General features: G+C 63.8%; 20 protein-coding genes. 15 read left to right on the top strand and 5 right to left on the bottom strand.

What is annotated here, in order from left to right; all coding sequences use genetic code 11:
* Positions 1 to 68 precede the first annotated feature (68 nt).
* The 13 genes from miaB to QCE49_RS01855 all read left to right on the top strand — a co-directional run bounded on the left by miaB (position 69) and on the right by QCE49_RS01855 (position 13,849).
* Positions 69 to 1,430: a tRNA (N6-isopentenyl adenosine(37)-C2)-methylthiotransferase MiaB gene (miaB, locus tag QCE49_RS01915; RefSeq protein ID WP_008351429.1), complete on the top strand. Its 1,362-nt coding sequence runs from the start codon at positions 69 to 71 to the stop codon at positions 1,428 to 1,430.
* A 21-nt stretch (positions 1,431 to 1,451) separates the two neighbouring features.
* Complete coding sequence (locus QCE49_RS01910) at positions 1,452 to 2,570, top strand: PhoH family protein (protein WP_008351431.1); 1,119 nt, start codon at positions 1,452 to 1,454, stop codon at positions 2,568 to 2,570.
* Positions 2,570 to 3,031 (top strand): rRNA maturation RNase YbeY, encoded by a 462-nt coding sequence (gene ybeY / locus QCE49_RS01905; protein ID WP_008351433.1) that lies wholly within the window; start codon positions 2,570 to 2,572, stop codon positions 3,029 to 3,031. The genes QCE49_RS01910 and ybeY overlap by 1 nt, the downstream gene beginning before the upstream one ends.
* 35 nt (positions 3,032 to 3,066) lie before the next feature.
* On the top strand, positions 3,067 to 3,756 hold the full coding sequence (locus QCE49_RS01900) for a gamma-glutamylcyclotransferase (protein ID WP_250456582.1): 690 nt from the start codon (positions 3,067 to 3,069) through the stop codon (positions 3,754 to 3,756).
* A 201-nt stretch (positions 3,757 to 3,957) separates the two neighbouring features.
* Positions 3,958 to 4,863 (top strand): HlyC/CorC family transporter, encoded by a 906-nt coding sequence (locus QCE49_RS01895; protein WP_008351437.1) that lies wholly within the window; start codon positions 3,958 to 3,960, stop codon positions 4,861 to 4,863.
* An 81-nt stretch (positions 4,864 to 4,944) separates the two neighbouring features.
* Positions 4,945 to 6,612 (top strand): apolipoprotein N-acyltransferase, encoded by a 1,668-nt coding sequence (gene lnt, locus QCE49_RS01890; RefSeq protein WP_008351439.1) that lies wholly within the window; start codon positions 4,945 to 4,947, stop codon positions 6,610 to 6,612.
* A 172-nt stretch (positions 6,613 to 6,784) separates the two neighbouring features.
* Positions 6,785 to 7,813, top strand: a complete 1,029-nt coding sequence (glyQ, locus tag QCE49_RS01885) for a glycine--tRNA ligase subunit alpha (RefSeq protein WP_075583488.1) — start codon at positions 6,785 to 6,787, stop codon at positions 7,811 to 7,813.
* A gap of 17 nt (positions 7,814 to 7,830) precedes the next feature.
* Positions 7,831 to 9,930, top strand: a complete 2,100-nt coding sequence (glyS, locus tag QCE49_RS01880; protein WP_175979815.1) for a glycine--tRNA ligase subunit beta — start codon at positions 7,831 to 7,833, stop codon at positions 9,928 to 9,930.
* Between the two features lie 12 nt (positions 9,931 to 9,942).
* Positions 9,943 to 10,515 carry a D-glycero-beta-D-manno-heptose 1,7-bisphosphate 7-phosphatase gene (gmhB, locus tag QCE49_RS01875; protein WP_008351447.1) on the top strand — a complete coding sequence of 191 codons (573 nt, stop codon included), beginning with the start codon at positions 9,943 to 9,945 and terminating at the stop codon, positions 10,513 to 10,515.
* Between the two features lie 10 nt (positions 10,516 to 10,525).
* The gene (locus tag QCE49_RS01870) at positions 10,526 to 11,299 is read left to right on the top strand and encodes a 1-acyl-sn-glycerol-3-phosphate acyltransferase (protein ID WP_008351449.1); all 774 of its coding nucleotides are present in this window, start codon (positions 10,526 to 10,528) and stop codon (positions 11,297 to 11,299) included.
* Positions 11,300 to 11,381: 82 nt separating this feature from the next.
* Positions 11,382 to 12,308, top strand: coding sequence for a M48 family metallopeptidase (locus tag QCE49_RS01865; RefSeq protein WP_250456583.1), 927 nt, complete (start codon positions 11,382 to 11,384; stop codon positions 12,306 to 12,308).
* Between the two features lie 77 nt (positions 12,309 to 12,385).
* Complete coding sequence (gene gloA, locus QCE49_RS01860) at positions 12,386 to 12,772, top strand: lactoylglutathione lyase (protein WP_008351454.1); 387 nt, start codon at positions 12,386 to 12,388, stop codon at positions 12,770 to 12,772.
* 147 nt (positions 12,773 to 12,919) lie between these two features.
* Entirely contained in the window at positions 12,920 to 13,849 is a 930-nt protein-coding gene (locus QCE49_RS01855; RefSeq protein WP_008351457.1) for a DMT family transporter, read from the top strand.
* Between the two features lie 7 nt (positions 13,850 to 13,856).
* Here the strand turns inward: QCE49_RS01855 and QCE49_RS01850 are convergent, their stop codons facing one another.
* Positions 13,857 to 14,870: a DedA family protein/thiosulfate sulfurtransferase GlpE gene (locus QCE49_RS01850; protein WP_250456584.1), complete on the bottom strand. Its 1,014-nt coding sequence runs from the start codon at positions 14,868 to 14,870 to the stop codon at positions 13,857 to 13,859.
* Between the two features lie 151 nt (positions 14,871 to 15,021).
* Here QCE49_RS01850 and QCE49_RS01845 point away from each other — a divergent pair, with 151 nt between their 5' ends.
* On the top strand, positions 15,022 to 15,882 hold the full coding sequence (locus QCE49_RS01845) for an MBL fold metallo-hydrolase (RefSeq protein ID WP_309805650.1): 861 nt from the start codon (positions 15,022 to 15,024) through the stop codon (positions 15,880 to 15,882).
* Here QCE49_RS01845 and QCE49_RS01840 read toward each other — a convergent pair.
* The gene (locus tag QCE49_RS01840) at positions 15,879 to 16,559 is read right to left on the bottom strand and encodes a FadR/GntR family transcriptional regulator (RefSeq protein ID WP_033536533.1); all 681 of its coding nucleotides are present in this window, start codon (positions 16,557 to 16,559) and stop codon (positions 15,879 to 15,881) included. The genes QCE49_RS01845 and QCE49_RS01840 overlap by 4 nt on opposite strands.
* A gap of 140 nt (positions 16,560 to 16,699) precedes the next feature.
* Between QCE49_RS01840 and dgoD the strand changes: the two genes are divergently transcribed.
* Complete coding sequence (gene dgoD, locus QCE49_RS01835) at positions 16,700 to 17,848, top strand: galactonate dehydratase (RefSeq protein WP_008351463.1); 1,149 nt, start codon at positions 16,700 to 16,702, stop codon at positions 17,846 to 17,848.
* A 6-nt stretch (positions 17,849 to 17,854) separates the two neighbouring features.
* Here the strand turns inward: dgoD and pabB are convergent, their stop codons facing one another.
* The 3 genes from pabB to dnaK form a co-directional block, all read right to left on the bottom strand.
* Positions 17,855 to 19,633, bottom strand: a complete 1,779-nt coding sequence (gene pabB, locus QCE49_RS01830) for an aminodeoxychorismate synthase component I (protein WP_409017129.1) — start codon at positions 19,631 to 19,633, stop codon at positions 17,855 to 17,857.
* A gap of 37 nt (positions 19,634 to 19,670) precedes the next feature.
* Positions 19,671 to 20,807, bottom strand: coding sequence for a molecular chaperone DnaJ (gene dnaJ / locus QCE49_RS01825; protein WP_008351467.1), 1,137 nt, complete (start codon positions 20,805 to 20,807; stop codon positions 19,671 to 19,673).
* Between the two features lie 244 nt (positions 20,808 to 21,051).
* Complete coding sequence (gene dnaK / locus QCE49_RS01820; protein ID WP_008351469.1) at positions 21,052 to 23,007, bottom strand: molecular chaperone DnaK; 1,956 nt, start codon at positions 23,005 to 23,007, stop codon at positions 21,052 to 21,054.
* Positions 23,008 to 23,124 lie beyond the last annotated feature (117 nt).

Below are 23,124 nucleotides of genomic sequence, written 5' to 3'. Positions count from 1 at the left end.
GCCGCAAATTCCCTCTTTAATCTCTTTTACAGCGCCCCCAGGTTAACCACTGCGACCGGCGACGATTCATGACCAAGAAAGTTTATGTAAAGACCTTCGGCTGCCAGATGAACGAGTACGACTCCGACAAGATGGTCGACGTGCTCGGCGCGGCGGAAGGACTCATCAAGACGGATACGCCCGAAGACGCGGACGTCATTCTGTTCAATACGTGCTCGGTGCGCGAAAAAGCCCAGGAGAAGGTGTTCTCCGATCTCGGCCGTGTGCGCGAGCTGAAGGAAGCGAACCCGAATCTGCTGATCGGCGTCGGCGGTTGCGTCGCGAGTCAGGAAGGCGCGTCGATCGTCGCGCGTGCGCCGTATGTCGATCTCGTGTTCGGTCCGCAGACGCTGCATCGTCTGCCCGCGATGATCGATCAGCGCCGCGCGACCGGCCGCGCGCAGGTCGACATCACGTTTCCGGAAATCGAGAAGTTCGATCATCTGCCGCCGGCGCGCGTCGATGGCCCGAGCGCGTTCGTGTCGATCATGGAAGGCTGCTCGAAATACTGCAGCTACTGCGTCGTGCCGTACACGCGCGGCGAGGAAGTGTCTCGCCCGCTCGACGACGTGCTCACCGAAGTCGCCGGTCTCGCGGACCAGGGCGTGCGCGAAGTCACGCTGCTCGGCCAGAACGTGAACGCTTATCGCGGCGCGCTGACGCTCGGTTCGAGCGAGATCGCGGATTTCGCGACGCTCATCGAATACGTCGCGGACATTCCGGGCATCGAACGCATCCGCTATACGACGTCGCATCCGAAGGAATTCACGCAGCGCCTGATCGACACTTACGCGAAAGTGCCGAAGCTCGTCTCGCATCTGCATTTGCCGGTGCAGCACGGCTCGGATCGCATTCTGATGGCGATGAAGCGCGGCTACAGCGTGCTCGAATACAAGTCGGTCATCCGCAAGTTGCGCGCGATCCGCCCGGATCTGTCGCTGTCGACGGATTTCATCGTCGGCTTTCCCGGCGAGACCGAAGACGATTTCAACAAGATGATGGCGCTCGTCGACGAGATGAGCTACGACACGAGCTTCTCGTTCATCTACAGCCCGCGCCCCGGCACGCCGGCAGCGAATCTGCACGACGACACGCCGCGCGAAGTCAAGCTGAAGCGTCTGCAGCATTTGCAGGCGACGATCGAGGAAAACGTGCAGCGCATCAGCGAATCGATGGTCGGCAAGGTCGAGCGCATTCTGGTCGAACGCCCGGCGCGCAAGGATCCGAACGAACTCGCGGGACGCACGCAGAACAACCGCGTCGTCAATTTCCCGGCGCCGGCAGAATCGCACGCGCGGCTCATCGGCCAGATGATCGACGTGAAGATCGTGCATGCCTATCCGCACTCGCTGCGCGGCGAACTGGTCATGGCGCCCGAGCTTGCGCACTAAAGACAGGAACTCAAGTTCACTTTGAAGAACGCTCCCACGCAGCATCTGGAATTCACCGCTCCGCGCGACGACAACGCGCGGCTCGCCAACCTCTGCGGCCCGCTCGACGAAAACCTGCGGCAGATCGAGCAGGCGCTCGATGTGACGCTTTCGCGACGCGGCCACAAGATCGCGATTCGTGGTCGTGGCGCCAAAGTCGCGCTCGCGGCGCTCGAAAACTTCTACAACCGCGCGCGGGATCCGATTTCCGTCGACGACATTCAGCTCGCGCTCGTCGAAGCGCGTCATGCGACGCGTCGCGCGAAGGATGCGCGCGAAGCTAACGGCGAAGAAGGCGAAATCGATCCGCGTTTTCGTGGCGATCCCGATCATCCGTTCGATGAACCGAGCGCGACGATCGATCTCGGCGAAGACGAAGACCACGGTCCGAAGCTCTACACGCGACGCGCCGATCTGCGCGGACGCACGCCCGCGCAGCGCGAGTATCTGAAGCAGATCATCGCGCACGACGTGACCTTCGGTATCGGGCCGGCGGGCACGGGCAAGACGTATCTCGCGGTCGCGTGCGCGGTCGATGCGCTCGAGCGCGATCAGGTCAAGCGCATCGTGCTGACGCGCCCCGCCGTCGAAGCGGGCGAGCGGCTCGGTTTTCTGCCGGGCGATCTCGCGCAGAAGGTCGATCCGTATCTGCGTCCGCTTTACGACGCGCTTTACGATCTGCTCGGCTTCGACAAGACCGCGAAGATGTTCGAGCGCCAGATGATCGAAATCGCGCCGCTCGCGTACATGCGCGGGCGCACGCTGAATCACGCGTTCATCATCCTCGACGAAGCGCAGAACACCACGCCCGAGCAGATGAAGATGTTCCTGACGCGGATCGGCTTCGGCTCGAAGGCGGTCGTCACCGGCGATACGACGCAGGTCGACTTGCCGCGCGGCCACAAGAGCGGCCTGATCGAGGCGCAGCATGTGCTGTCGGAAGTGCGCGGCATCGCGATCACGCATTTCACGTCGGCGGACGTGGTGCGGCATCCGCTCGTCGCGCGCATCGTCGAGGCTTACGACGCGCAATCGCAGAAAGACGCCGCGCTCGCCGAGGCCGCGCGCGCTGCGCAACAGCAAGCGCAGAAGCCCGAATAATGCCGCGCCTCACGTTGACCCTGCAGTTTCCAGCGGCGAAGGCGTATCCGTCGCACAAGGCGATCCTGCCGCGCGCGACGGTCGCGCGCTGGATCAAGGCGTCGCTGTTCGCGGACGCCGAACTGACCGTGCGCTTCGTCGACGAAGAAGAAGGCCGGATGCTCAACCGCACGTATCGGCAGAAGGATTACGCGACGAACGTGCTGACTTTCGCGTATGCAGAATCGGAGGACGATCCGGTCGCGGGCGATCTGATTCTGTGCTGCCCGGTCGTCGAGCGCGAGGCGGCCGAACAGGGCAAGCCGCTCGCCGCGCATTACGCGCATCTGATCGTCCACGGCACGCTCCATGCGCAGGGCTACGACCATGAAGTCGAGAGCGAAGCGCAAGAGATGGAATCCATCGAGACGGATATCATGCAGTCTCTGGGATTTTCCGATCCTTACGTGCCTTCGACCTGAAGCCGGTCCGATGTCCCCGATGTTCCCAACGCGCCGTGAACGACAAGCTGCCCGAACCCACGCATCCCGAGTCACTTCCTGACATCGCGCCCGAGCCGTGCGCCGGCTATCCGCCCGCGCTCGGCGAATCCGCATTGTGGACGGATGCCGAACTTGCGGCATCGCGCGAGGCGGCGTTCGCGCATTGGGACGGCGAGTCGGACGTGTGGCTCTTCGGCTACGGTTCGCTGATCTGGAACCCCGGGCTGCCGACAGTCGAAGCGGTGCGCAGCAAAGTGCATGGCTATCATCGCGGGCTTTATCTGTGGTCGCGCGTGAATCGCGGCACGCCGGAGCAGCCGGGTCTCGTGCTCGCGCTCGATCGCGGCGGCTCGTGCACCGGCATGGCGTTCCGGCTCGCGGGCGTCGGAGCGATCGAGCATCTCGACGTGCTGTGGCGCCGCGAAATGGCGATGGGTTCGTACCGCCCCGCGTGGCTGCCCTGTACGCTCGCGGACGGACGGCGCGTCGATGCGCTCGCGTTCGTCATGCGGCGCGATGCGGCGTCTTATACCGGCAAGCTCGCCGATCCGGTCGTGCGAACGGTGCTCGGCTGCGCGAGCGGCCGATATGGGACGACGCTGGATTACGTCAGCCGGACGGTGGAGGCGCTGCGCGAGAGCGGCATGCCGGATCGGGCGCTGGAGGCGTTGTTGAAGCGTTGCCAGGCGCAGGGCGGACGCTGACGTTGGCGCTTTTTGCCTCCATATGATTTTCGCGCCTGATATCGTCCATTCGGCCAACGCTTTCCGCTGGACATACTTCTCGCACATTTATCGGCTAGCATGGCTGAAGTCATGCGCGCCGCGCCACGCAGCCCGCTTTTTGCCTTGGTGTATGCTTAACTTTCCGCTAACCTGCGCCCGGGAACTCCCGGGCGCTCCGCTATGAACGATCCCTATCCCAGTCGACGCCACACCGACAAACCGCAAGAAAAGCGCTCGCTCCTCGAACGCCTGACCGATTTCATCTCGCACGAGCCGGAATCGCGCGACGAACTTCTCGAAGTGCTTCAGGACGCGCACGAGCGCAACCTGCTCGACGCCGACTCGCTCTCGATGATCGAAGGCGTCTTTCAGGTGTCCGACCTCTGCGCGCGCGACATCATGGTGCCGCGCGCCCAGATGGACGCCATCAACATCGCGGAAACGCCCGCGGAATTCATCCCCTTCGTGCTCGAAAAAGCACACTCGCGCTATCCGGTGTACGAAGGCAATCGCGACAACGTCATCGGCGTGCTGCTCGCGAAAGACCTGCTGCGCTACTACGCCGAAGAAGAATTCGACGTGCGCGGCATGCTGCGCCCCGCCGTCTTCATCCCCGAATCGAAGCGTCTGAACGTACTGCTGCACGACTTTCGCGTGAACCGCAATCACATCGCGATCGTCGTCGATGAATACGGCGGCGTCGCCGGCCTCATCACGATCGAGGACGTGCTCGAACAGATCGTCGGCGACATCGAGGACGAATACGACTTCGACGAGGAAGCCGGCAATATCATCGCGACGCCCGACGGCAAGTATCGCGTGCGCGCGCTCACCGGCATCGAGCAATTCAACGAGGAATTCGGCACCGATTTCTCCGACGAAGAAGTCGATACCATCGGCGGACTCGTCACGCATCGCTTCGGGCGCGTGCCGCATCGCGGCGAAAAAGTACGCATCGACGATTTCGTGTTCGAGATCCTGCGCGGCGACGCCCGCCAGATTCACGTTCTTCTCGTGCGGCGCGTGCCGAATCTCGCGCAGCAACATCACCACGCGGGCGACGACGAAGACGAACTGCGCGACTAAGCGCTTCGCGGGCGCCGCAGCCGAACGGCGCCCGCTGTCAGTCCTACACTCGCTTTTGCCGTTTCATCTCGACCGTCATCAATGGCCGATTCATCGTTTCGCTTTCTCTCCCGTCAACGCGACGTCTCCGTGACACCCGATACGCGTCGCGCATTGCCGTTCTGGCATTACCTCGTCGCGGCCGTGCTCGGCGCGATCAATACGCTCTCCTTCGCGCCGACGCCGCACGGCGGATGGATCGAGCTCGCCGTGTTCGCGTTGTTCTTCTCGTGGCTCTCGCGCACGAACGGCTGGAAAAGCGCCGCCGCGACCGGCTGGGCATTCGGCTTCGGCAACTTCGTGACGGGCGTGTGGTGGCTCTACATCAGCATGCATGTCTACGGCGGCATGGCCGCGCCGCTCGCCGCCGCCGCCGTCGCACTGTTCTCGCTGTATCTCGCGATCTATCCGGCGTTGTCGAGCGTGGTCTGGTCGTTCGTCGCGGGGCGCGCGCGCTTCGGCGATGAAGACGCCGCCACCGCACGCGACATCGAAGCATCGCCGCGCTATGCGCCGACATGGCACGGCGCGTTCGCGTTCGCGAGCGCCTGGGCGCTCGGCGAATGGCTGCGCGGCCTCGTGTTCACCGGCTTTCCCTGGCTCGCGAGCGGTTATGCGCAAGTCGACGGTCCGCTCAAGGGCTTCAGCGCGATCGTCGGCGTGTACGGCGTCGGCTGGGTGCTCGCGCTCGTCGCCGCGCTGATCGTGCAGGCCGTCTATCACTTGCGCAAGACGCGGCGGCTCGCGTTCGCGCCGGGCGTCGTCGCGGTTGCGCTGATCGTCGCGGGCATGCTGCTGTCGCTCGTCCAATGGACGACGCCCGCCAACGCACCGCTCGACGTGCGTCTCTTGCAAGGCAACGTGAAGCAGGAAATGAAGTTCGAGCAGTCGGGCGTCGATGACTCGCTCGCGCTCTACAAGCGCCTCATCACCGAGAAGCCCGCTGATCTGATCGTCACGCCGGAAACCGCGCTGCCGGTGCTGTCGGTGCAGATTCCGCAGGATTTCGCCGTCGCGATCCGCAATTTCGCCGACGACACGAACTCGTCGATTCTCTTCGGCGCGATCGGCGTCACGATTCTGCCCGATGGCCGCGCAACCGATTTCACCAACAGTCTCTTCGGCGTCACGCCGCATGTGAACGGCGTGTATCGCTACGACAAGCATCATCTCGTGCCCTTCGGCGAATTCGTGCCGCCCGGCTTTCACTGGTTCGTGCGCATGATGGGCATTCCGCTCGGCGATCTCGCGCGCGGGCCGATCGCGCAGAAGGCATTCGTCGTGCACAACCAGCCGGTCGCCGTCGATATCTGCTACGAGGACATCTTCGGCGAAGAGATCGCGCGCACGATCCGCGAGCAGGAAACGCCCGCGGGCATTCTCATCAACTCGACGAATCTCGCGTGGTTCGGCAATACCATCGCGCTCGATCAGCACTTGCAGATCGCACGGATGCGGTCGATGGAAACCGGCCGGCCGATGCTGCGCGCGACCAACACCGGCATGACGGCGGCGATCGCGGCCAACGGCGATGTCATCTCGAAGCTGCCGACGTTCGCCACGGGCGTGCTCGAAGCGCGCGTGCAAGGCACGTCGGGCAGCACGCCGTATGTGACGAGCGGGAACATGACGGTGATCGCGGTATCGCTGATTCTGCTGGCGTTCGCGTTTGCATTCGCGCCGAATCGGAAACGTTCGGGCGAGCGTTGAACATCGGCTGAAACAAAGCCGCGTCGCGCGATGCGACGCGGCCCGCCTTCTCCCAAAAAGCCGCACCCGCCCGTCCGTTCGGCTAAAATTCTCCGTTTAAGTACTTCGGCCGAGCCTCCGAGTCGCGTCGTCACGACGATGGCCGCGCCGCGTTCGCCCGCAAAAGGCAATCATGCTCACTTTCCAGCAAATCATTCTGACGCTGCAGTCCTACTGGAACGAAAAGGGCTGCGCGCTCCTCCAGCCGATCGACATGGAAGTCGGCGCAGGCACCTCGCACGTCCACACGTTCCTGCGCGCGATCGGCCCGGAGCCGTGGCGCGCGGCCTACGTTCAACCGTCGCGCCGCCCGAAGGACGGCCGCTATGGCGAGAATCCCAACCGCCTGCAGCACTACTATCAGTATCAGGTCGTGCTGAAGCCCGCGCCGGAAAACATCCTCGATTTGTACCTCGGCTCGCTCGAAGCGCTCGGCTTCGATCTGAAGCAGAACGACGTGCGCTTCGTCGAGGACGACTGGGAGAACCCGACGCTCGGCGCCTGGGGACTCGGCTGGGAAGTGTGGCTCAACGGCATGGAAGTGACGCAGTTCACGTACTTCCAGCAAGCGGGCGGCATCGACTGCAAGCCCGTGCTCGGCGAAATCACCTACGGTCTCGAACGCCTCGCCATGTACCTGCAGAAGGTCGAGAACGTGTACGACCTCATCTGGACCGAATGGGAAGAAGACGGCCCGAACGGCCGCGAACTGCGCCGCCTCACCTACGGCGACGTGTATCACCAGAACGAGGTCGAGCAGTCCACGTACAACTTCGAGCACGCGAACGTCGATCTGCTGTTCACGTTCTTCAAGAGCTACGAAGAAGAAGCGAAGAAGATGATCGATGCGAAGCTCGCGCTACCCGCGTATGAGCTCGTGCTGAAGGCCGGCCATACGTTCAATCTGCTCGATGCGCGCGGCGCCATTTCCGTGACTGAGCGCGCGGCGTATATCGGCCGCATCCGTGCGTTGTCGCGCCTCGTGGCGCAGGCTTATTACGATTCGCGCGAAGCGCTCGGCTTCCCGATGCTCGGCAATCCGGTCAAGGGCGATCGCGATCTCGTCAGCGACGAGCAGGAAGCGCAGCGTCCGGCATGGGCGCCGCCGCTCAAGGTGGAAAGCACGCCGCCGGGCGAACCCAGCAACAACGAACAGGCTTGACGAGGCTCGCTAGAACAATGACGCAATCCAACCACGCTTCGCTCCTCGTCGAGCTGCTCACCGAAGAACTGCCGCCGAAAGCGCTTGCGCGTCTCGGCACCGCTTTCGCCGATGGCATCGTCGAGCGTCTCGCCGCGCGCGATCTCATCGACGGCGCGCCTTCGTTCGAAAAGTACGCGACGCCGCGCCGCCTCGCCGTGCTCATCCGCAATGTGCGCGATGTCGCGCCGGAAAAGCAGGTGCGCGAGAAAGTCTTGCCGGTAACGGTCGCGCTCGATAAGGAAGGCAATCCCACGCCGCCGCTCGCGAAGAAACTCGCGGCGCTCGGCTTCCCCGACTTTCCCATCGCCGAACTCGAACGCGCGCAGGACGGCAAGGCCGAAGCCTTCTTCCTGCGCTACGCCGCGCCCGGCGCGACGCTCGCCGACGGCCTGCAAGCCGCGCTCGACGAAACCCTCGGCAAGCTGCCCATTCCGAAGGTCATGACGTATCAGCGTCCGGACGGCACCAGCGTGCAGTTCGTGCGTCCGGTGCAGCGCCTGATCGCGATGCACGGCCGCGACGTCGTGCCGGTCAGCGCGCTTGGCGTCGATGCGGGCGATACGACCATCGGGCATCGCTTCATGTCGGAAGGCTTCGTCGCGATCGCTCATGCCGACGACTACGCCGACACCCTGCTCGACAAAGGCCGCGTCGTCGCGAACTTCGACGATCGCCGCGAATCGATCCGCACGCAACTGCAGGCGTTTGCGGGCGAAGATCGCGTCGTGATGCCCGAAGCGCTGCTCGATGAAGTGAACGCGCTCGTCGAATGGCCGGTCGTCTACGAATGCCGCTTCGACGAGGAATTCCTGCAGGTGCCGCAGGAATGTCTGATCCTCACGATGCAGACGAACCAGAAATACTTCGCGCTCACGGACCAGAACGGCAAGCTGCGCTCGCGTTTTCTGATCGTGTCGAATATCGATACGAAGACGCCCGGCGAGATCGTCGAAGGCAACGAGCGCGTCGTGCGCCCGCGCCTCGCCGACGCAAAGTTCTTCTTTACGCAGGACAAGAAGAAGCGCCTCGAAGATCGCGTGCCGCTGCTCGCGAACGTCGTCTATCACAACAAGCTCGGCTCGACGCTGCAGCGCGTCGAGCGTCTCGAAGCGCTCGCGGGCGAAATCGCGCCGATGGTCGGGGTCGATCCCGCGCTGACGCGCCGCGCCGCGCGTCTCGCGAAGGCGGATCTGCTGACCGACATGGTCGGTGAATTCCCCGAGCTGCAAGGCACGATGGGCACGTACTACGCGCGTCACGACGGCGAGCCGGAAGAAGTCGCGCTCGCCTGCTCGGAGCACTATCAGCCGCGCTTCTCGGGCGACGAAACGCCGTCGACGGGCGTCGGTGCCGCGGTCGCGCTCGCGGACAAGCTCGAAACGATCGTCGGCATCTGGGGCATCGGGCTCGCGCCGACGGGCGAGAAAGATCCGTTCGCGCTGCGCCGTCACGCGCTGGGCGTGCTGCGCATCCTGCTCGAAAAGAAGCTGCCGGTCGATCTGCGCGATCTCGTCGGCGCGGCGCAACGTCAGTTCGCGGGCATGCCGCAAGTCGCCGATTCGACCGAAGCGGTCTACGCCTTCTTCCTCGATCGTCTGCGCGGACTGTTGCGCGAGCGCGGCTTCGAAGCGAACGATATCGAAGCGGTCCTGAGCCTGAACCCGACGCGCCTCGACGACATCGTCGCGCGCCTCGACGCCGTGCGCGAATTCGCGGCGCTGCCGGAAGCCGCGGCGCTCGCGGCGGCCAACAAGCGCATCTCGAACATTCTGAAGAAGTCGGAGCAAGGCGCGCCTTCGGTGGTCGACAAGGAACTGCTCGTCGAAGCGGCCGAGAAGGATCTGTACACGCAGATCGAGCAGGTGACGCCGCGCGTGCAAAGCCAGCTCGCCGCGCGCAACTATACGGAGGCGCTCACCGCGCTCGCCGCGTTGCGCGAATCCGTCGATACGTTCTTCAACGACGTGATGGTGAACGCGGAAGACCCGGCGCTGCGCAACAATCGTCTTGCGCTGCTCAACGCGCTGCATCAGCAGATGAACTGCGTCGCCGACATCTCGAAGCTCGCTGCTTAAGAAACGCCGCCCATGGTCATGAACCGCAAACTGGTCATCCTCGATCGCGACGGCGTCATCAACGTCGATTCGGATGCCTTCATCAAGTCGCCGGACGAATGGGTCGCCATTCCCGGCAGTCTCGAAGCGATCGCGCGGCTGAACCAGTCGGGCTATCGCGTGGCGATCGCGTCGAATCAGTCGGGCATCGGGCGCGGTCTATTCGACATGGCCGCACTCAACGCAATGCATCAGAAGATGAATCGCGCGGTCGCGGCCGTCGGCGGGCGCATCGACGCGGTGTTTTTCTGCCCGCACACGGCCGAAGATCAGTGCGATTGCAGAAAGCCCCGGCCCGGCATGCTGCAACAGATCATCGACCGCTTCGAGATCGATCCGGAAGATACGCCGGTCGTCGGCGATTCTTTGCGCGATCTCCAGGCGGGCGCGGCGCTCGGCTTTCCCACGCATCTCGTGCTGACCGGCAAAGGCGAAAAGACGCTCAAGGAAGGCCAGTTGCCCGAAGGCACCCTCGTTCACAAGGACTTGCGCGCATTCGCGCTCGATTTCCTCGCGCGGCATCAGGATCGCGCCGCGGCTCAGTAACAGACATTCCATGCGCTTCATCCGTTCGTTGCTGTTGATGCTTTACTTCGTCGTGTACACGGTGCCGTACGCGATCGCCTGCTTCATCGCGTTTCCGTTCATGCGCGCAGACAAGCGCTACTGGATGGCCGCCGGCTGGTGCAAGTCGACGATCGTCGTGCTGCGGCATCTGATCGGCATTCGCTACACGATCGAAGGCATGGAGAACCTGCCGAATGGTCCGGCCGTGCTGCTGTCGAAGCATCAGTCCGCGTGGGAGACGCTCGCGTTTCCCGCGCTGATGCCGCGGCCGCTCTGCTACGTGTTCAAGCGCGAGCTACTCTATGTGCCGTTCTTCGGCTGGGCGCTCGGACTCCTGAAGATGGTGCACATCGATCGCAAGCAGGGCCGCGACGCCTTCGTCTCCGTCACCAGACAAGGCCGCGCGCGCATGGACGAAGGCGCGTGGATCATCATGTTCCCCGAAGGCACGCGCACACGCGTCGGCAGCCAGGGCAAGTACAAGACCGGCGGCGCACGCTTCGCGGTTGCAACCGGCGCGCCGGTCGTGCCCATCGCGCACAACGCCGGTCACGTGTGGCCACGCAATTCGTTCATCAAATATCCGGGTATAGTCACGGTGTCGGTCGGCAAGCCGATCGATACGGCCGGTCTCACGCCCGAGGAAGTGAACGCGCGCGTCGAAAGCTGGATCGAGACGGAAATGCGCCGCATCGATCCGCACGCTTACGCCGTGCCGAACGCGCAGCCGGCCAAAGCCGGCGCTGCGGGCGCGGGCCGCTGACGCGGCGGCGTTCGATTCGAGCCGAGGCGTGCCCTACTCTTTCTTCTCGTCATTCCTGCGCCGTGAGCGCAAAGCGGAGCCGATGCAGAAAGCCCCTTCGCGACAGCGCCCCGCCGTCGCGCTCGATACCCTGCAACTCGATCTGCCGTTCGAGCATGCGCCGGCTTACTCCGGCGCGCCGCCCGCGAACGGACCGGCTCCGCTGCGCGGCGATGTCCCCCCCGCCGATCCCGTTCCCGTCCTCACGCCCGCTGCACCGAACGCGGCCACCGCACCGCTGCCCGATGGCGTGCGCCTGCGTCGCATCGTGCTCAAAGCGGGCGCGCTCGAATACCGGTTGCGTCGTTCGTCGCGGCGCACGATCGGCTTTTGCATCGACGGAACCGGGCTCGCGATCACCGCGCCGCGCTGGGTGACGATCGCCGATATCGAAAGCGCGATTCTCGACAAGCAGAACTGGATCGTCAGGAAGCTCACCGAATGGCAGACGCGCGTGGAGCAGCGCGCGCTGCCGCGCATCGAATGGAAGGACGGCGCGCAGTTTCCGTTTCTCGGCAAGACGATCAGCGTGTCGCTCAACTCTGCGAGCGCGCTTTCGTTCGATGACGAAACCAGCGTGCTCACGCTTCCGCTGCCAGCATCCGCCGACGCGCAGCAGATCAAGGATCGCGTGCAAGGCTGGCTGCAAAGCGAAGCGAAGCGCATCTTCGGTGCGCGGCTCGCGGTCTATGCGGCGAAGCTCGGCGTCGAGTTCCGCGCGTATGCGCTGTCGTCGGCGGCGACGCGCTGGGGCAGTTGCTCCAGCGACGGCAAGATTCGCCTCAACTGGCGGCTCATCCATTTTCCGATGTCGATCATCGATTACGTCGTCGCGCACGAGCTGGCGCATCTGCGCGAGATGAATCACAGCCCGCGTTTCTGGCAGACGGTGGAATCGATCTTCCCCGAGTTCCGCGAGGCGCGGCATACGCTCAAGCATCATCCGCCGGACTTGCTGCCGGCACTGTGAGCGCGGTCAGCGCGTAAAAAGCGCCGACGGTACAATTTCATTCCTGTCCCCGCAAACCTACAAACAGGAATCCCACCATGCGACTCCTCCACACGATGCTGCGCGTCGGCGACCTGCAGCGTTCCATCGATTTCTACACGCGCATTCTCGGCATGCATGTGCTGCGTCAAAGCGAAAACACCGAGTACAAGTACACGCTCGCGTTCGTCGGCTACGGCCCGGAAAGCGAGAACAGCGTGCTCGAACTGACCTACAACTGGGGCACCGACAAGTACGATCTCGGCACGGCTTACGGTCATATCGCGCTCGAAGTCGATAACGCCGCCGATGCGTGCGAGCGCATCCGTCAGGCGGGCGGCAAGGTGACGCGCGAAGCCGGTCCGGTGAAGGGCGGCACGACGGTCATCGCTTTCGTCGAAGATCCGGACGGCTACAAGGTCGAACTGATCGAAAAGCATTCCTGAACCGCGCTCAATCCACGCTTTCAAAGCGCGCGCCGCACGCTCGTCGCGGCGCGCAATCTCCACGGGCTCGTCCCGACCTTTCGTTCATCGCAGCGGTTCGCTGGCACAATCGACGCTCCAGATCAGTGCACGCTTAACCGACAGCCGATGAGCTCGCCATCCCTCTCCCTGCGCCGCGCCCCCGACGCCACCGCCGTCATCGTGATGATCGCCCTCTGCGGCGCGTGGGGATTCCAGCAAGTCGCGATCAAGGAAGCCAACGCCTCGATTCCGCCGATGCTGCAGGCCGGCATCCGCTCGCTGATCGCGACATTGCTCGTATGGGTCTGGACGCGCACGCGCGGCGTGCCGCTCTTTCAGCGCGACGACACGCTGCCCGCCGGACTGCTCGCGGGCGTGCTGTTCGGCGGCGAATTCGTCTGCATCTTCTTCGGCCTGAGTCTCACGACGGCCACACGCATGGCCGTGTTTCTCTACACCGCGCCCTGTTTCACCGCGCTCGGGCTGCACTGGTTCGTCGCGGGCGAGCGGCTTTCGCGCACGCAGTGGAGCGGCATCGTGCTCGCGTTCTGCGGCATCGCGCTCGCGTTCGCGGACGGCTTTCTGCACGGCAATCCGAATAGCGCATCGACGTTGCAAGGCATCGCTGGCGATGCGCTCGGCATCATGGCCGGCATCTTCTGGGCCGCGACGACGGTCGTCGTGCGCGCGTCCGCGCTCTCCCATGCGAGCGCGAGCAAGACGCTGTTCTATCAGCTGGCGGTATCGGCGGTTCTGCTGCTCGTGCTCGCGGCGGGCATCGGGCAGACGCACGTCGAAGCCGTGTCGCCGATAGCGATCGCGAGTCTCGCGTATCAGGCGATCGTCGTCGCGTTCATCAGCTATCTGACGTGGTTCTGGCTGCTCACGCGCTACATGGCGTCGCGGCTTTCCGTGTTCTCGTTTCTCACGCCGATCTTCGGCGTCACCTTCGGCGTGCTCTTGCTCGGCGAGCATTTCACCGCGCGCTTCATGGTCGCCGCCGCGATGGTCCTCGCGGGCATCGCGCTCGTGAACCGGCCGGCGCGCCGCAGCTAGGGTCGGCTCATTCCGGCGCGGTCGCGCGGATCGTCACCATATCGTGATCGATGTCGTCGTGATCGGCGGGCGCGCGCAAGTGCTCGGGCGGAATCGGCTCGATCGGATAGCCGTGCTTTTCCCACGCATCGAGCCCGCCCTTCAGCGGCCGCACGTGTCTGAAGCCCTTCGCCCGCAATTGACGCGCGATGGTCTTCGCCGTCGCCTCGTTCGGACACACGCAATACACGACGACCTCGTGCTCCGCATACAACTGATCGACGCGATCCGGCGAATCGAGATCGAGCGCGATCGCGCCCGCGATGCGATACGGCTCGCGACGGCGAATGTCCGCCGGACGCGCGTCGTAGATCACGGGTGGCGTGTCGGAGTGCATCATCGCGTCGAGCTGATCGGGCGTGATGTGATACTTCGCGAGCCACTGACGAAACTGCTCGCGCCGGATCCATCGATACAGCACGAAGCCGAGCGCGATGATCACGAGCACGTCGATCAGCGTCGTGCCGTTCGCGCGCACCAGTTCGATGAGCCGGCCGATCTGCGCCTCGAGCGCCGCGCCGCCGAGCATCCAGAAGCTCGCCCACGCCGTCGCGCCGATCAGATCCCACAACACGAAGACGCGCACTTCGATCTGCGTGGTGCCGAGCAGCGGCGCCGACACGAGCCCGAGCCCCGGCACGAACTTCGACAGCGCGAGCAGCGGCACGCCGAAGCGCTCGAACCATCGGCGCGCGGTGCGCAGCGTGGTATCGATCGACAGTGAGAAGCGCACGAGCGAATTGAGAAAGGTGCGGCCGTAGAGACGGCCCGCGGTGAACCACAAGGAATCGGCGATGAGCACCGCGAGCACTGCGGCCACCAGCATTTGCCAGAACGGCACGTTGCCGGCGGCGACGAGCGTGCCGGCGAGAATGAGCATCGGCGCGGCGGGGACCGGGACGCCGAGCTGCGTCGCGAGGACGCTGACGAACACGGCCCACGCGCCCCAGGACGACGCGAGCGCGGTCGGGACGTGCGACATTCAAACCTCTCGATGGAGCTTTCGCGAAGACGAAGGCCGGCGCATCGATGCCCGGCGCAAAGGGTTACACTGTATCGCGATCCTGACAAACACGCCCAATCCATCCGGGCCGCAAAAGCACAGGATCGCGTGACGCACCGGGGGAATCAACGTGCAAGCGATCATTCAGCCCTTCTTCGACATCAACACCGGCACGATGACGTACGTCGTCTACGAAGCGCCCGGCTCCGCCGCGGCTATCGTCGATCCGGTGCTCGACTACGATCCCAAAGCCGCGCGCACATCGACGAAATCCGCCGATGCGGTCGTCGCGTTCGTGCGGGACCAGCGGCTTTCCGTCGAATGGATTCTGGAGACGCACGCGCACGCCGATCATCTCTCGGCGGCGCCGTATCTGAAACGCACGCTCGGCGGGAAGATCGGAATTGGCGAGTCGATACGCACGGTGCAGGGCGTGTTCAAGAAGATCTTCGATCTCGAACCCGAGTTCCAGCTCGATGGCTCGCAGTTCGATCATCTGTTCGCCGACGGCGACCGGTTCATGATCGGCGCGCTCGAAGCAACCGCGCTCTTCGTGCCGGGACATACGCCCGCCGACATGGCGTATCGCGTCGGCGATGCGGTGTTCGTCGGCGACACGCTCTTCATGCCGGATCTGGGCACCGCGCGCTGCGATTTCCCGGGCGGCGACGCCCGCGCGATGTATCGATCGATTCAGCGCCTGCTCGCGCTCGATCCCGACACGCGGCTTTTCGTGTGTCACGACTATCCGCCGGAGACGCGCGCTCCGAAATGGCAAGCCACGGTGCGCGAGCAGCGTGAGAAGAACATCCACGTCGGCGGCGGCAAGACCGAGGACGAGTTCGTCGCAATGCGCGAGGCGCGCGACGCGACGCTCGGCATGCCGACGCTCATCTTGCCCGCCATTCAGGTCAATATCCGCGCGGGCCACTTTCCCGACGCGGCGAGCAACGGCACGACCTATCTGAAGATTCCGCTGAACGCGTTCTAGCCTTCAATCCGGCCGCGTGTCACGCCAAGCAGACCGGCCATCGCGCGGCGCGCGCCGTTCGAATCGCGCGCGATGATCGCTTCGAAAACCGCCGTATGTTCCGCGAGCGACGCGTTGTAGACGTCGGCGCGCTTCGCGTTCAGGCGCAACTGGCCTTCGAGCGTGCGCTCGATCAGCGCGCCGAGCGGAATCAGCAATTCGTTGCTGCACGCGGCGAGCACGCCCAGATGGAAGTCGAGATCGGCGCGCACCCATTCATCGACGTTCTGCGCGTCCGCCATCGCCTGATGCGCGCGCGTGAGTCGTTCGCGCGTGCGTTCTTCGTGGTTGTCGGCGGCGAGCGCGGCGGCGTACGGCTCGATCATCTCGCGCATTTCCTGAAGCTTGAGTGCGAATTGCAGCGGCGGCGCGACGCGCGAGTACCAGTCGAGCATGTCGGCATCGAGCAGATTCCACGCGTCTTGCGCGCGCACGCGCGTACCGACTTTCGGCCGCGACTCGATCAATCCTTTCGATGTCAGCGTGCGCAACGACTCGCGCAACACCGTGCGGCTCACGCCGAAGCGCTCCATCAGTTCCGCTTCGCGCGGCAATGGCGAACCCGGCGCAAAGTCGCCGCGCAGGATCGCCATGCCCAGTTCATGCGTCACACGGCCATGCAGATCGCGGTAAATGATGGTCTCCCTTCATATTTTGAGCACGATTATCGGGCATTCGACTGATGTTTCGTAAGTCCCAATCTTTACGCGAATAATACTATTAATATGCCCAGACATCGCCTTTTTGCTACCATGTAAAACCCTTCAGGAGACGCTCAATGAAAATCACGAAACTCGAGACCTTCATCGTTCCGCCGCGCTGGTGCTTCCTCAAGATCGAAACCGACGAGGGCATCACGGGCTGGGGCGAGCCGGTTGTGGAAGGCCGCGCGCATACGGTCGCCGCAGCCGTCGATGAACTCGCCGACTATCTCGTCGGCAAGGACCCGCGCCATATCGAAGACTTGTGGCAGGTCATGTACCGCGCGGGCTTCTATCGCGGCGGGCCGATCGGCATGAGCGCGATCGCGGGCGTCGATCAGGCATTGTGGGACATTCTCGGCAAGCATCACGGCGTGCCGGTGCACGCGCTGCTCGGCGGCCAGGTGCGCGACAAGATCAAGGTGTATTCGTGGATCGGCGGCGACCGTCCGAGCGACGTCGCGAACAACGCGCGGGCGGTGGTCGAGCGCGGCTTCAAGGCCGTGAAGATGAACGGCTCGGAAGAGCTGCAGATCATCGATACCTTCGACAAGGTTCAGGGCGTGATCGACAACGTGCAAGCGGTGCGCGAAGCGGTCGGGCCGAACGTGGGCATCGGCGTCGACTTTCACGGACGCGTGCACAAGCCGATGGCGAAAGTACTCGCGAAGGAGCTCGATCCGTTCAAGCTGATGTTCATCGAAGAGCCGGTGCTTTCGGAAAACGTCGAGGCGCTGCGCGATATCGTCAACCAGACAAGCACGCCGATCGCGCTCGGCGAGCGGCTCTACTCGCGCTGGGATTTCAAGCACATTCTGGCGGGCGGTTACGTCGACATCATTCAGCCGGACGCGTCGCACGCGGGCGGTCTCACCGAATGCCGCAAGATCGCGACGATGGCCGAAGCCTACGATGTCGCGCTCGCGCTGCACTGCCCGCTCGGTCCGATCGCGCTCGCAACCTGTCTGCAGATCGATGCGGTCAGCTATAACGCGTTCATCCAGGAACAGAGCCTCGGCATTCACTACAACAAGGGCAATGACCTGCTCGATTACATCAGGAATCCGGAAGTCTTCAAGTACGAAGACGGGATGGTGTCGATTCCGCAAGGGCCGGGCTTGGGAATCGAGGTGAACGAGGAGAAAGTGCGCGAAATGGCGAAGGTCGGCCATCGCTGGCGCAATCCGGTGTGGCGTCACGCGGATGGCAGCGTCGCCGAGTGGTGATTCTGGCTAACGCTTGAGGCGCGCTTCGACCGCGCCGCGCAGGGCGTTGCTGATCAGCAGGCTCTGCGCGTTGTCGAGTTCGTTCGGCGTAAGCGCGCGTTCGCGCGCGCCGAGTTCTTCCATCAACACCGCGCGCATCACGCCCGGCAGCACGCCGGCATCGATGGGCGGCGTGAACCACTCGCCGTCGAGCTTCACGAACACGCTCGAGCGGCCGCCCTCGGTCAACTCGCCGCGCTCGTTGACGAACAACATGTCGAACGCGCCTTCGGCTTCGGCGGCTTTCCACGCACGATCGTAATCCGCGCGACGCGTCGTCTTGTGTCTGAGCAGCGGATCGGCCGAGCTATGCGGCGCGAATCCGCGCTCCGAAGCGAGCAGCACGTTCACCGTATCCGATGGCAACGGCGCAAGCGGCGCGCTCGTCATCGTGATGCGCCCGGTCTTGGCCAGCGCGATACGCATTCGATACGGTTTCTGGCCTTCGAAGTCCGCGATATGTTGCGCGGTCTGCTCATGCAACGAAGCTTCGTCGAACGTGAAACCGAGATACGCCGCGCTCGCCTTCAACCGCGCGACGTGGCGCGCGTAATGGCGCACGCCTTCATCGCGTGTCGCGTATGTCGTCTCGAACAGTTCGAAGCCGGGATCCGCGCCCGTCAGAAAACGCGCTTTCAACAGACACTCCTCGTATTCGTCGGCGGCGACACTATCGAGCACGATGCCCGCGCCGATGCCGAGCACGCCGTGCCGCGCGGCCGCATCGATGACGAGCGTACGAATCGCCACCGACATGCAGAAGTCGCCGCTCGCATCGAGCCAGCCGATCGCGCCGGTGTAAAGCCCGCGCGGCGTGCTCTCGATTTCGTCGATCAGTTGCATCGTCCGATACTTCGGCGCGCCGGTGATCGAGCCGCACGGAAAGAGCGCGCGCACGATGTCCGCGAACGACGTGCCCGGAATGACGCGCGCTTCGATCGTCGACGTCATCTGCCACACCGATGCGTACGGCTCGACCGAGAACAGCGCGGGTACGTTGACCGAACCCGTGACCGCCACGCGCGACATGTCGTTGCGCAACAAGTCGACGATCATCACGTTCTCGGCGCGATTCTTCGGGTCGAGGCGCAGCGATTCGGGATCGGCATCCCGCGGCGCGGTGCCTTTCATCGGCCGCGCGCGCAACAGATCGCCATGTTTCTCGACGAACAATTCCGGCGAGCACGACACGACCGACCTGCCGTCCGGCAACGCGATGAACGCGCCGAAATGCACGGCTTGCCGCTCGCGCAATCGCCGATACAGCGCGAGCGGCGTGCCGAATACATCGAAATTCAGCCGATACGTGTAGTTGATCTGATACGACTCGCCTTCCTTCAACGCCTCCTGAACCGTGGCGATGGCCTTGTCGAACTCGTCGCGGGTGACGCTCGGCGCAATGCCCGCGACGCCTGCAACCTCGTCATCGGCGAGCCAGGCGCTCACTTCCTTACGCGACAGAAACACGCACGAGCGAAACATCAGCACGCGAAGCGCCTGATCTTCACCACGCCCGATTTCACCGAACTGGAGATTGCGTCCGAACTCGTAATCGGCGACGACAAGCGCATGCAGGCCGCTCTGCAGATCGCGCTCGATTTCGGCGCAAACGGCATCGAGATCGCGCGCGTCCACGCACACGCGTTCGCGCACGAAGTCCGTGTACAAACGACTCGACCGCCTTTCGGCGGTCGCATCGCAATCGTCGAGCAGCGCGAACACCGCGCTGCGCTCTTCGGTTTTCATCGTCATACCTGCCCGACGTACGACGCACTCGACCGCATCAATCGAAGAAGCTCTTCACGCGGTCGAACCAGCTCTTGCTTTGCGGACTATGCCGCGCGCCACCCTCGACGAGCGACTTCTCGAACTGCTTGAGCAAATCGCGCTGCGCGTCGGTGAGCTTGACCGGCGTTTCGACCTGGACATGCACATACAGATCGCCGGCGATGCTCGAACGCAAGCCCTTGATGCCCTTGCCGCGCAAACGGAACGTCTTGCCCGACTGCGTGCCTTCCGGCACCGTGAAGCTCGCGCGGCCCGCGAGCGTCGGCACTTCGATCTCGCCGCCGAGCGCCGCCGTCGTGAACGGAATCGGCATCTGGCAATGCAGGTCGTCGCCGTCACGCTCGAACACCGAATGCTGCTTGATGTGGATTTCCACATACAAGTCGCCGGCCGGACCACCGTTGATGCCCGGCTCGCCATTGCCCGCCGAGCGGATTCGCATTCCGTCGTCGATGCCCGCCGGAATCTTCACTTCCAGCGTCTTCGTTTCCTTCACCTTGCCCGCGCCGTGGCAGTTCGCGCACGGATCGGGGATGTAGCTGCCGCTGCCGTGACACTTCGGGCACGTCTGCTGGATGCTGAAAAACCCTTGCGACATGCGTACCTGGCCCTGACCATGACAGGTCGGGCAGGTTTCGGGCTTCGTGCCCGGCTTCGCACCGGAGCCGTGGCAGACGTTGCAGTTCACCCAGCTCGGCACGCGAATCTGCGTGTCGTAGCCGTGCGCCGCCTGCTCCAGCGTGATTTCCATGCTGTAGCGCAAGTCCGCGCCGCGATACACCTGCGGACCGCTGCGGCCGCGCGCGCCGGCGCCACCCGCCGTCTGTCCGAAGATGTCGCCGAAGATATCGCCGAAGGCATCGGCGAAACCGCCGAAACCTTGCGCGCCCGCGCCCGCCATGTTCGGATCCACGCCCGCGTGGCCGTACTGATCGTAGGCGGCCCGCTTCTGCTGGTCGGAGAGCATTTCGTAGGCTTCCTTCGCCTCCTTGAAATTCTCTTCCGCCTTCTTGTTGTCCGGGTTGCGGTCAGGGTGATACTTCATCGCGAGCTTGCGATACGCCTTCTTGATCTCGTCGTCGCTCGCATTTTTCGCGACGCCCAGAACGTCGTAGTAATCCCGTTTCGCCATGTCGGTTCGATGCCGCCGCGCTTGAGCGCCGCGGTTCCTGTCAGATGCTGCGAGATGCTGCGGATGTCGCTCGCAACCCGCGCGTAAAACTTTTTGCGCCTCGCCAGAAGCAACGCGCCTCTAAAAACAACGTGCCCGGAGAGCCGAAAGGCTCGCCAGGCGCGCTCCACGTCAGACGCCAACGCGTCCCGGTGATACCACCGAAAAGCGCGTGAATGTCGCCACTCACGCGCCCGATTCGGCGTTAGTCCTTCTTCACTTCCTTGAAGTCGGCGTCGACGACGTCATCGTGATGCTGGCTCGCGCCCGCATCCGCCGACGCGCCCGCGCCTGCCGCACCCGCGGCCGCGCTCGCCGCGCCTTGCTGCGCCTGCATGTCGGCGTACATCTTTTCGCCGAGCTTCTGCGAAGCCTGAGCCAGCGCCTCGACCTTTGCTTCGATCGTGGCCTTGTCGCTCGAGCTGCTCTTCAGCGCCTCTTCGAGGTCCTTCAGCGCCGCTTCGATCTTTTCCTTCTCCGAAGCGTCGACCTTGTCACCGTACTCCGCGACCGCCTTCTTCGTGCTGTGAACCAGCGCATCGCCCTGGTTGCGCGCGTCGGCCAGCTCACGCAGCTTGTGATCTTCCTCGGCGTTGGCTTCGGCGTCCTTCACCATCTTGTCGATTTCCGCGTCCGTCAGACCCGAGTTCGCCTTGATGGTGATCTTGTTTTCCTTGCCCGTCGCCTTGTCCTTCGCGCCAACGTGCAGAATGCCGTTCGCGTCGATGTCGAAGGTCACTTCGATCTGCGGCACGCCGCGCGGTGCGGGCGGAATGCCTTCGAGGTTGAACTCGCCGAGCAGCTTGTTGCCGACGGCCATTTCGCGCTCGCCCTGGAACACCTTGATCGTCACGGCGCCCTGGTTGTCGTCCGCCGTCGAATACACTTGCGAGTGCTTCGTCGGGATGGTCGTGTTCTTGTTGATCATCTTCGTCATCACACCGCCGAGCGTCTCGATGCCGAGCGACAGAGGCGTCACGTCGAGCAGCAGCACGTCCTTGCGGTCGCCCGACAGAACCTGGCCTTGAATCGCGGCGCCCACGGCGACGGCTTCGTCCGGGTTCACGTCACGGCGCGGATCCTTGCCGAAGAACTCCTTCACCTTCTCCTGCACCTTCGGCATACGCGTCATGCCGCCGACGAGAATCACGTCGTCGATGTCGCCGACCTTCACGCCCGCATCCTTGATCGCGATGCGGCACGGTTCGATCGTGCGCTCGATGAGCTCTTCGACGAGCGCTTCGAGCTTGGCACGCGTGAACTTGAGGTTCAGGTGCTTCGGACCGGACGCGTCCGCCGTGATGTACGGCAGGTTGATGTCGGTCTGAGCCGTCGACGACAGTTCGATCTTCGCCTTTTCAGCGGCTTCCTTCAGGCGTTGCAGCGCGAGCACGTCCTTGGACAGGTCGACGCCCTGCTCTTTCTTGAACTCGCCGATGATGTAATCGATGATGCGCTGGTCGAAGTCTTCACCGCCGAGGAACGTATCGCCGTTCGTCGACAGCACTTCGAACTGCATTTCGCCGTCCACGTCCGCGATCTCGATGATCGAGATGTCGAACGTGCCGCCGCCCAAGTCGAACACGGCGATCTTGCGGTCGCCCTTTTCGGCCTTGTCGAGACCGAACGCGAGCGCGGCCGCGGTCGGCTCGTTGATGATGCGCTTCACTTCCAGACCGGCGATGCGGCCCGCGTCCTTCGTTGCCTGACGCTGGCTGTCGTTGAAGTACGCCGGAACCGTGATGACGGCTTCCGTCACCGGCTCGCCGAGGTAGTCTTCAGCGGTCTTCTTCATCTTGCGCAGGACTTCAGCCGAAACCTGCGACGGCGCGAGGTTCTTGCCGTGCGCTTCGACCCATGCATCGCCGTTGTCGTGCTTGACGATCTTGTAGGGCATCAGGTTGATGTCCTTCTGCACTTCCTTCTCGTCGAAGCGGCGGCCGATCAGGCGCTTGACCGCGTACAGCGTGTTCTTCGGATTGGTGACCGACTGGCGCTTCGCAGGCGCGCCGACGAGGATCTCGTTGTCATCCATGTACGCGATGATCGACGGCGTGGTGCGCGCGCCTTCCGAGTTCTCGATGACCTTGACCTGATTGCCTTCCATCAGCGCCACGCACGAGTTCGTGGTGCCGAGGTCGATACCGATGATTCTGCCCATTTTTTATCCTCTCCTAGCTTTGATCGCAGTGGCGTTGCGGCCGGCCTTTCGATGCCGGCTTTTGCCGATTTACCGGGCCGAACGCCCAAAATTCATACCTGTACGCAAGATAAGAGC

The sequence above is a fragment of the Caballeronia sp. LZ008 genome (assembly GCF_031451435.1).
In the GTDB taxonomy this organism is placed as follows: Bacteria; Pseudomonadota; Gammaproteobacteria; order Burkholderiales; family Burkholderiaceae; genus Caballeronia; species Caballeronia zhejiangensis.
This window is presented reverse-complemented; position numbering and strand designations above follow the sequence as displayed.